The organism is Pseudomonas sp. PB106 (assembly GCF_009764645.1).
Classification (GTDB): Bacteria; Pseudomonadota; Gammaproteobacteria; order Pseudomonadales; family Pseudomonadaceae; genus Aquipseudomonas.
On the sequence record NZ_RWIM01000107.1, the window covers coordinates 1 to 7696 of the forward strand.

General features: G+C 59.0%; 8 protein-coding genes. 7 read left to right on the plus strand and 1 reads right to left on the minus strand.

The features are described from left to right. Nucleotides 1-184 precede the first annotated feature (184 nt). The 7 genes from EJA71_RS13960 to EJA71_RS13990 all read left to right on the plus strand — a co-directional run bounded on the left by EJA71_RS13960 (nt 185) and on the right by EJA71_RS13990 (nt 6256). Nucleotides 185-766, plus strand: a complete 582-nt coding sequence (locus EJA71_RS13960) for an alpha/beta hydrolase (protein ID WP_158957720.1) — start codon at nt 185-187, stop codon at nt 764-766. 52 nt (nt 767-818) lie between these two features. Then, nucleotides 819-1751, plus strand: a complete 933-nt coding sequence (locus EJA71_RS13965; RefSeq protein WP_158957722.1) for a sigma 54-interacting transcriptional regulator — start codon at nt 819-821, stop codon at nt 1749-1751. 167 nt (nt 1752-1918) lie between these two features. Further along, nucleotides 1919-2716 (plus strand): MetQ/NlpA family ABC transporter substrate-binding protein, encoded by a 798-nt coding sequence (locus EJA71_RS13970; protein WP_016985636.1) that lies wholly within the window; start codon nt 1919-1921, stop codon nt 2714-2716. A gap of 586 nt (nt 2717-3302) precedes the next feature. After that, nucleotides 3303-3968, plus strand: a complete 666-nt coding sequence (locus EJA71_RS13975; RefSeq protein WP_158957724.1) for an amino acid ABC transporter permease — start codon at nt 3303-3305, stop codon at nt 3966-3968. After that, on the plus strand, nt 3949-4608 hold the full coding sequence (locus EJA71_RS13980) for an amino acid ABC transporter permease (RefSeq protein ID WP_158957726.1): 660 nt from the start codon (nt 3949-3951) through the stop codon (nt 4606-4608). Before EJA71_RS13975 ends, EJA71_RS13980 begins: the two co-directional genes overlap by 20 nt. Beyond that, complete coding sequence (locus EJA71_RS13985) at nt 4605-5387, plus strand: amino acid ABC transporter ATP-binding protein (protein WP_158957728.1); 783 nt, start codon at nt 4605-4607, stop codon at nt 5385-5387. Before EJA71_RS13980 ends, EJA71_RS13985 begins: the two co-directional genes overlap by 4 nt. Beyond that, the gene (locus tag EJA71_RS13990) at nt 5384-6256 is read left to right on the plus strand and encodes a transporter substrate-binding domain-containing protein (RefSeq protein WP_158957730.1); all 873 of its coding nucleotides are present in this window, start codon (nt 5384-5386) and stop codon (nt 6254-6256) included. The genes EJA71_RS13985 and EJA71_RS13990 overlap by 4 nt, the downstream gene beginning before the upstream one ends. 194 nt (nt 6257-6450) lie before the next feature. On the opposite strand, the gene EJA71_RS13995 is transcribed toward EJA71_RS13990, so the two are convergent. Continuing rightward, nucleotides 6451-7611 carry an AAA family ATPase gene (locus EJA71_RS13995; protein ID WP_158957732.1) on the minus strand — a complete coding sequence of 387 codons (1161 nt, stop codon included), beginning with the start codon at nt 7609-7611 and terminating at the stop codon, nt 6451-6453. Nucleotides 7612-7696 lie beyond the last annotated feature (85 nt).

The window sequence follows — 7696 nt, forward strand, 5'->3', positions numbered from 1 at the left end:
AGGCTGCGATCTTTTGATTTTGATTTTTAAAAACAAGATCAAAAGATCGCAGCCTTCGGCAGCTCCTGCATAGGGTTTTGTATATGCAATTCGGGTCTTAATAAATAGCTTCTTATTCCTTAACGAATATAAATCCCCTCCCTATACTCGTTCCAGAACAGACACGACGCAGGAGAGCTCCCCCATGCGCAACGAATCAATCCGCTACCTGATTGTGCCGGGCTGGCAAGGATCGCCAGAAGATCATTGGCAAACCCACTGGCAGAACAGCCTGCCGAACAGCGCGCGGGTCGAGCAGGCCGATTGGCTGACGCCGCGTCGCGAAGACTGGGTCGCGGCCCTGGCCGAAGCGATCAGCGCCGACAGTACGCCGGTGATCCTGATCGCCCACAGTCTCGGCTGCATCACCGTTGCCCATTGGGCAGCCACTGCGCCGCTGCAATATTTGCGTCAGGTGCGCGGCGCCTTGCTGGTCGCGCCGGCGGATGTCGAGCGCCCGGCCTGTGCGCCGGCGCTGCGCAATTTTGCGCCGATCCCGACTGACTTGTTGCCGTTCCCGAGCCAGGTGGTCAGCTCCGACAACGACGCCGCCGTCAGTGCGCCACGCGCTCTGGAGCTGGCGGGCAACTGGGGCGCCGAGGCGGGGATTCTCGCCGGTGCCGGACACATCAATGTGAAGTCCGGGCATCAGCGTTGGGAGCAGGGTTTTGCGTATCTCTATCGCCTGCAGAACCGCATGGAACACCACGCACGCCGGCGCGCCTGATTTTTTTCTTTGATCGCCCCCGTCTCCCGGCGGTTTTGGGCGGGAGTCTGCCATGAGTTTTGAAACGTTCGGTCAGCCATTGCTGACCTTTCCCGATGCGGAAAAAAGCCCCCTGAGCATTCGCGCCAAGGCGCTGGTGTTCGTCGATCCGCGCTCGCGGCAGTTGCGCGAAGAACTCGAGCAATTGGCGCCGCGCTCGACCTCAGTGTTGATCCGTGGCGAGACCGGCACGGGCAAGGAATTGCTTGCTCGGCATATCCATCGCGCCAGTGATCGCAGCGGCCTGTTCGTTTCGGTCAATTGCGGTGCGATCAGCCCGACTTACGCCGATGCCGAACTGTTCGGCTATGCCGCCGGCAGCTACAGCGGTTCGGCCAGCAGTCGCGCCGGTTGGTTCGGTTCGGCCAACGGCGGCACCTTGTACCTGGATGAAATCGGCGATTTGCCGTTGCCGATCCAGATCAAATTGCTCGCTGCTTTGGAAAATCACGAGGTCACTCGCGTCGGTGCGCATCAGCCGAGCCCGGTGGATGTGCGTCTGGTGGCGGCGACCAGCATCGATCTGGCGCAAGCGGTAGACGCTGGAAAATTCCACGAGCGGCTCTATCACTACCTCAGCGAAGGTCATCTCGAGTTGCCGGCATTGCGCGCGCGGATTGGCGATATCTTGTCGCTGGCCGAATATTTCCTTGGCATCTACAGCCAGCGTTTGGACCTGCCTGTGCCGCTGATCAGCGAAGCGGCGCAGCACCTGCTCGAACAGCACAGCTGGCCGGGCAACACCCGCGAGCTGGAAAACGTCATTCACTTTGCCCTGTTGGTGAGTACCGGCGACGAGATTCTGCCGGAGCACCTGAATCTTCCCGAGGTGTCTGGGCCGCACCTGCAGATCGAACGGCTGGTGGCGCAAATCAACATCGGCGGCAGCGTGGTCGAGCGTAAGGCTTTGAAAGAATTGCTGATTCAGTTGAGTGAGGCGTTGTAACCCATTTGGTCAACATGAACAAAATGGAATATGAAGCTGAATAAACGTTATTGTCCGGGAATAAAAAATCCCGGTATTGTCCGACCCACGCCAGCGATATCACTTCACTGGCACACGTATTAAATGCCGTCGTCGATGACGACCGTGATTTTCGATAAGGACACTGCATGAAAAAGGTTCTGTTGTTTACCGCATTGGCGGCTGCTCTGACTGCTTCCCTGGCCAATGCCGGCGAGAAACTGGTGGTTGCTGCGACCCCGGTCCCGCACGCTGAAATCCTTGAACTGATCAAACCGACCCTGGCCAAAGAAGGCGTGGATCTGGAAATCAAAGTCTTCACCGACTACGTTCAGCCGAACGTACAGGTGGGCGAAAAGCGTCTGGACGCCAACTACTTCCAGACCCTGCCATACCTGAACAGCTTCAACCAGGGCAAATACAAGGACGACAAATCCAAGTACCTGGTGACCGTGCAAGGCGTGCACGTTGAACCGTTCGGTGGCTATTCGAGCAAGTACAAAACCCTGGCTGAACTGCCGGACGGCGCGACCATCGCCATCCCGAACGAAGGCAGCAACAGCGGCCGCGCTTTGATCCTGCTGCAGAAGGCTGGCCTGATCGAGTTGAAAGACCCGAAAAACGCTCTGGCAACGCCGAAAGACATCGCCAAGAACCCGCACAACTTCAAGTTCAAGGAACTGGAATCGGCCCTGCTGCCGCGCGTTCTCAAGGAAGTTGATCTGGACATGATCAACACCAACTACGCGCTGGAAGCCAAGTTGAACCCGACCAAGGACGCCCTGGTGATCGAAGGCGCTGACTCGCCGTACGTGAACTTCCTGGTGGCCCGTGAGGACAACAAGAACAGCGACGCGATCCAGAAACTGGCCAAAGCCCTGACCAGCCCGGAAGTCAAAGCGTTCATCGAGAAGAAGTACAACGGCGCGGTACTGCCGGCGTTCTGATCTGACGCTTGCGTGAACCCCTTCAAGGTGTGAAAACGCCGATGGCCAGTGATGGGCATCGGCGTTTTTGTGTGCACTGGGTTTGTGGACTTGATCGTTCCCACGCTCTGCGTGGGAACGCCTCAATGGACGCTCCGCGTCCGCTTTTGGCAGGGACGCGGAGCGTCCCGGGCTGCGTGCCCACGCGGAGCGTGGGAACGATCGGTACAGGCTTCAGGCCACCTGAGCCTTCAACGCCCGGCGCAACGCCACGAGCAATTTAACAATGTCCTGCGGGTCCAGTCGCTGCGGTACTTTTACGTCCATGTTGTCTTCCTTGTAATGGTTTGGCCGGGGAGTCTGGCCAAAAGCTGTTCGTCCTTGGAGGGCTTTCGTGAAAAAAAGATCCTTCCTACAGCGCAAAGGAAAATAGCCTTCTTATTCCTTCCCGGCAAACCCACAAGATAGTTTTTTGGGTGATATCAATATGCTTTAACGGTATTTAAATTCTGGTTTTTATACCTATAAAGTCGATGCTTGCCGGACAGCCATCCGCTGTCCATGGACTGCATCACCGTCGCTTACCGAGCGGCGTTCAGGACGCTTCATGACCTTCGATTACGCATTTATCCTCAGCACCCTGCCGGCGTTTCTCAAAGCCGTGGGCGTGACGCTGCAGGTCGGATTTATCGCCATCGGCACCTCGCTGGCGGTGGCGCTGCTCAACGCGACGATTCTGGTGTTTCGCACGCCTTACCTGCAAAAGCTGGTGGGTCTGTATGTGGAACTGGCACGCAACACGCCGCTGCTGATCCAATTGTTCTTCGTCTACTTCGCCTTGCCGGCCGTGGGGATCCAGGTCTCCGGCTTCACTGCCGCGATCATCACCATGACCTTCCTCGGCGGTGCCTATCTGACTGAAGTGCTGCGCGCCGGCGTCGATGCCGTGCCACAGGCGCAACTGGAATCCGGGCGCTCAATCGGCCTGTCCCACGGCCAGTTGTTGCGCTACGTGATCCTGCCGCAAGCGGGGATTCTCAGCCTGCCTTCGCTGTTCGCCAATTTTATTTTCCTGCTCAAGGAAACCACCGTGGTCTCGGCGGTGGCGGTGCCGGAAATTCTCTACACCACCAAAAGCTACATCGCGCTCTATTACAAAACCTACGAAATGCTCGCCGTGCTGACGCTGATTTGCGTGCTGCTGTTCTTGCCGCTGTCGCTGCTGCTCAGCCGTCTGGAAAGGAGGCTCCAGCATGGCCAGTTCGGGTCTTGAATTGCTCTGGGTGTCGTTGCCGCAATTGGCCAAGGGCGCCGGACAAACCTTGTCGATCTCGTTTCTGAGCATCGCCATCAGCACCGTCGGCGGCGTGCTCTACGGTGTGTTGCGCACGCTCAACGTGACGTGGCTCAACGCGATTTTGCGGGTGTATCTGGAGCTGTTCCGGGCGATCCCGGTGCTGGTCTGGCTGTACCTGTTGTTTTTCGGCTTGCCGATTTTCTTCAGCCTGAGCATTCCGAGTTTCTGGTGCGCAGTGCTGGTGCTGTCGCTGTGGGGCGCCAGCGAAGTTGGCGAAGTGGCGCGCGGTGCGCTGCATTCGTTGCCACGCGGGCAGCGTGAAGCGGGGCTGTCGATTGGCCTGAACGCGGCGCAACTCTATGGCTACGTGCTGCTGCCACAAGCGCTGAAACGCATGACGCCACCGACCATCAATGTCTACACGCGGATCATCAAGACCAGTTCCCTGGCGGTGCTGATCGGTGTGGTGGATGTGATCAAGGTCGGCCAGCAGATCATCGAGCGCACTTACGAATCGGTGCTGATCTACGGCGCGCTGTTCCTGTTTTTCTTTTTCATCTGCTACCCGCTCTCGGCCGCCTCGCGCGTGCTGGAGCGGCGCTGGACGCAAGCATGAGCGCATTGATCGAGTTTCACGGTTTCAACAAATTCTATGGCGAACAGCAGGTGCTCGACGGCATCGACCTGCAGGTGCAGAGCGGTGAAGTGATCGTCATCCTCGGCCCCAGCGGTTGCGGCAAAAGCACCTTGTTGCGTTGCCTCAATGGCCTTGAAGTCGCCCACAGCGGCAGCCTGAAATTTGTCGGCCGCGAACTGCTGGACAAGGCCACCGACTGGCGGGACATCCGCCAGCAGATCGGCATGGTCTTTCAGAGTTATCACCTGTTTCCGCACATGAGCGTGCTCGACAACCTGTTGCTTGGGCCGCTCAAGGTGCAAAAACGTCAGCGCCGCGAAGCGCAGCAGCAAGCCGAAGCGCTGCTTGAACGCGTGGGACTTCTGGACAAGCGCGACGTCTTCCCGCGTCAGCTCTCCGGTGGTCAGCAGCAACGCATCGCCATCGTCCGTTCGCTGTGCATGAACCCGCGCGTGATGCTCTTCGACGAAGTCACCGCCGCCCTCGACCCGGAAATGGTCAAGGAGGTTTTGCAAGTCATTCAGGGCCTGGCCCGCGAAGGCATGACCCTGTTGATCGTCACCCACGAAATGGCCTTCGCCCGCGCGGTGGCCGATCGCATTGTGTTCATGGATGCCGGGCGCATCCTTGAACAGAACCCGCCCGAGATTTTCTTTACGAACCCGCAAACCGCACGCGCGCAGCAGTTTCTGGAGAAGTTCTCCTTCGTTGCAACACTGCCAAAAACGAATCCGACAAAGGAACTGGAACTGTTATGAAAACTGCCGCTTTTTTTCTGCCTCTACTGAGCCTCGCGTTGCTTGCCGGTTGCAGCAAAACCGAAGAACCACCGAAGCCGAAAGTCGCCAGCGAGAGCGCCGCGCCGGCCGGTTATCTGGACAAGATCAAGGCTCGCGACAAGCTGATCGTCGGGGTTTTCACTGATAAACCTCCATTCGGTTTTGTCGATGAAGCCGGCCGCTACGTCGGCTTCGATACCGACATCGGCCGCCGTTTCGCCAAGGATCTGCTCGGCGATGAAAACAAGGTCGAGTTCGTTGCCGTCGAGCCGGCGAGCCGCATTCCGTTTCTGCAAAGCGACAAGGTCGACCTGATCCTCGCCAACATGACCGTGACGCCTGAGCGCAAGGAAGCGGTGGAATTCACCAACCCGAACCTCAAGGTCGCGGTGCAGGCGCTGGTGCCACAGAGCAGCTCGGTGAAGAATCTCGAAGACCTGGCGACCCGCACCACCATCGTGACTACCGGCACCACGGCGGATATCTGGCTGACCAAGAATCACCCGGACTGGAAACTGCTCAAGTTCGAGAAGAACTCAGAATCCTTGCAAGCCCTGGCCAATGGCCGTGGCGATGCCTATGCGCAGGACAATCTGGTGCTGTTCAGCTGGGCCAAGCAGAACCCGGGCTATCGCGTGCTGGAGGACAAACTGGGTGCCGAAGCGCCGATTGCGCCGGCGGTGAAGAAGGGCAATATCGAGCTGCGTGACTGGGTGAATACCGAGCTGACCAAGCTGGGTGAGGAGAAATACCTGCTCAAGCTGTACGACCAATATGTGCGTAAAGAGCTGAGCGATGACACCAAGCCTGAGAGTGTGATTGTTGAAGGGGGCAAGTGGCAGGGGTGATTGTCTGTTAGGTCGGTGGTGAGGCCTGCCCCTCACCCCAGCCCTCTCCCGAGGGAGAGGGAGCCGATCTTCGTGCCTTTCAAAACTTGAGTTCAGCTCAGGAATTTCACGTCGGCGTAGTTCGAAAGAACACCTCGGTCAGTCCCCTCTCCCTCTGGGGAGAGGGTTAGGGTGAGGGGCTTTGGCTTGAATGCTCAATCCGGCCAGTGCCACGCCGGCTCATCCAGCACTCGCTGTCCAACCATCCCGGTCTGACCCAAGGTTTTCTCCAGCACGATGCAATTGCACTCGGGAGCTTCCTGCAACGCCGAAATCAACCGCCGCGCATGGGACACCACCCACACCTGACACTGCTCCGACGCACGAATGATCAACCGGGCCAGCGCCGGCAACAGATCCGGGTGCAGGCTGGTTTCCGGTTCGTTCAGCACCATCAGCGACGGCGGCCTCGGCGTCAGCAACGCCGCCACCAGCAGCAGATAGCGCAACGTGCCGTCCGACAACTCCGCCGCCGACAATGGCCGCAGCAACCCTTCCTGATAAAACTCGATGGCAAAGCGTCCGCCGGCCAGCGGCTCGATCCGCAGGCGTGCGCCGGGGAACGCGTCGCTGATGGCGCCCTGCAAAGCCTCTGGATCGCCGATTTCAATGATGGTCTGCAACGCCGCCGCCAGATCTCGACCGTCGTGGTGCAGCACCGGTGTGCGCGTGCCCAGTTGTGGTTGGCGCACCGGCGCATCGGCATCGCTGCGAAAGTGATCGTAGAAGCGCCAGCGCCGGATGAACTCGCGCATCTGGAACACTTCCGGCGAGTTGCGCAGGCTGCCGACCTGGTCGAACAGGCTGTCGAAGTTGGGTGTGTGCTGCGCCAGCACATCCCAGCCGCGCCCTTCGCGCGCACGAATCATCGGGCCGTTGCGATCCACCAGCAGGCTGGCCGGGCGATACACGGGCCCGGCCCAGATGCATTCGCGCTTGATTTCCGGGTCGAGGGAGAAAAACGAGCGGCTCGGCTCCGGCAACCCCAAAGCGATCGAATAACTGAAATCCTCCCCGGCAAAGCCCAGACGCAACCGCTTCACGCCCTGACGCACCGTCGGCTCGATCGCGACCTCACCGTTGCGCATGCGCCGGCTGATGGTTTCCGGCCCGGCCCAGAACGTTGAATCCAGCCCTCCCTCACGGGCCAGCGCATTGACTACGCCGCCCTGCGCGGTTTCCGCCAGCAGGCGCAACGCTCGGTACAGATTGGACTTGCCGCTGCCGTTGGGGCCGGTGATCAGGTTCAGACGGCCCAGCGGGATCACCAATTTATTGATCGAACGGTAATTGGCCACCGCGAGAGTATTGAGCATGGAATTCCTTCTCTTCAGGCGCCCATTGTAGGAGCTGCCGCAGGCTGCGATCTTTTGATTTTCTAAAAAAACATCAAAAGATCGC

Coding starts and splice junctions, on each gene's coding strand:
- EJA71_RS13990 (WP_158957730.1), top strand. CDS start 5,384: ATGAAAACTGCCGCTTTTTTTCTGCCTCTACTGAGCCTCGCGTTGCTT.
- EJA71_RS13985 (WP_158957728.1), top strand. CDS start 4,605: ATGAGCGCATTGATCGAGTTTCACGGTTTCAACAAATTCTATGGCGAA.
- EJA71_RS13995 (WP_158957732.1), bottom strand. CDS start 7,611: ATGCTCAATACTCTCGCGGTGGCCAATTACCGTTCGATCAATAAATTG.
- EJA71_RS13970 (WP_016985636.1), top strand. CDS start 1,919: ATGAAAAAGGTTCTGTTGTTTACCGCATTGGCGGCTGCTCTGACTGCT.
- EJA71_RS13980 (WP_158957726.1), top strand. CDS start 3,949: ATGGCCAGTTCGGGTCTTGAATTGCTCTGGGTGTCGTTGCCGCAATTG.
- EJA71_RS13960 (WP_158957720.1), top strand. CDS start 185: ATGCGCAACGAATCAATCCGCTACCTGATTGTGCCGGGCTGGCAAGGA.
- EJA71_RS13975 (WP_158957724.1), top strand. CDS start 3,303: ATGACCTTCGATTACGCATTTATCCTCAGCACCCTGCCGGCGTTTCTC.
- EJA71_RS13965 (WP_158957722.1), top strand. CDS start 819: ATGAGTTTTGAAACGTTCGGTCAGCCATTGCTGACCTTTCCCGATGCG.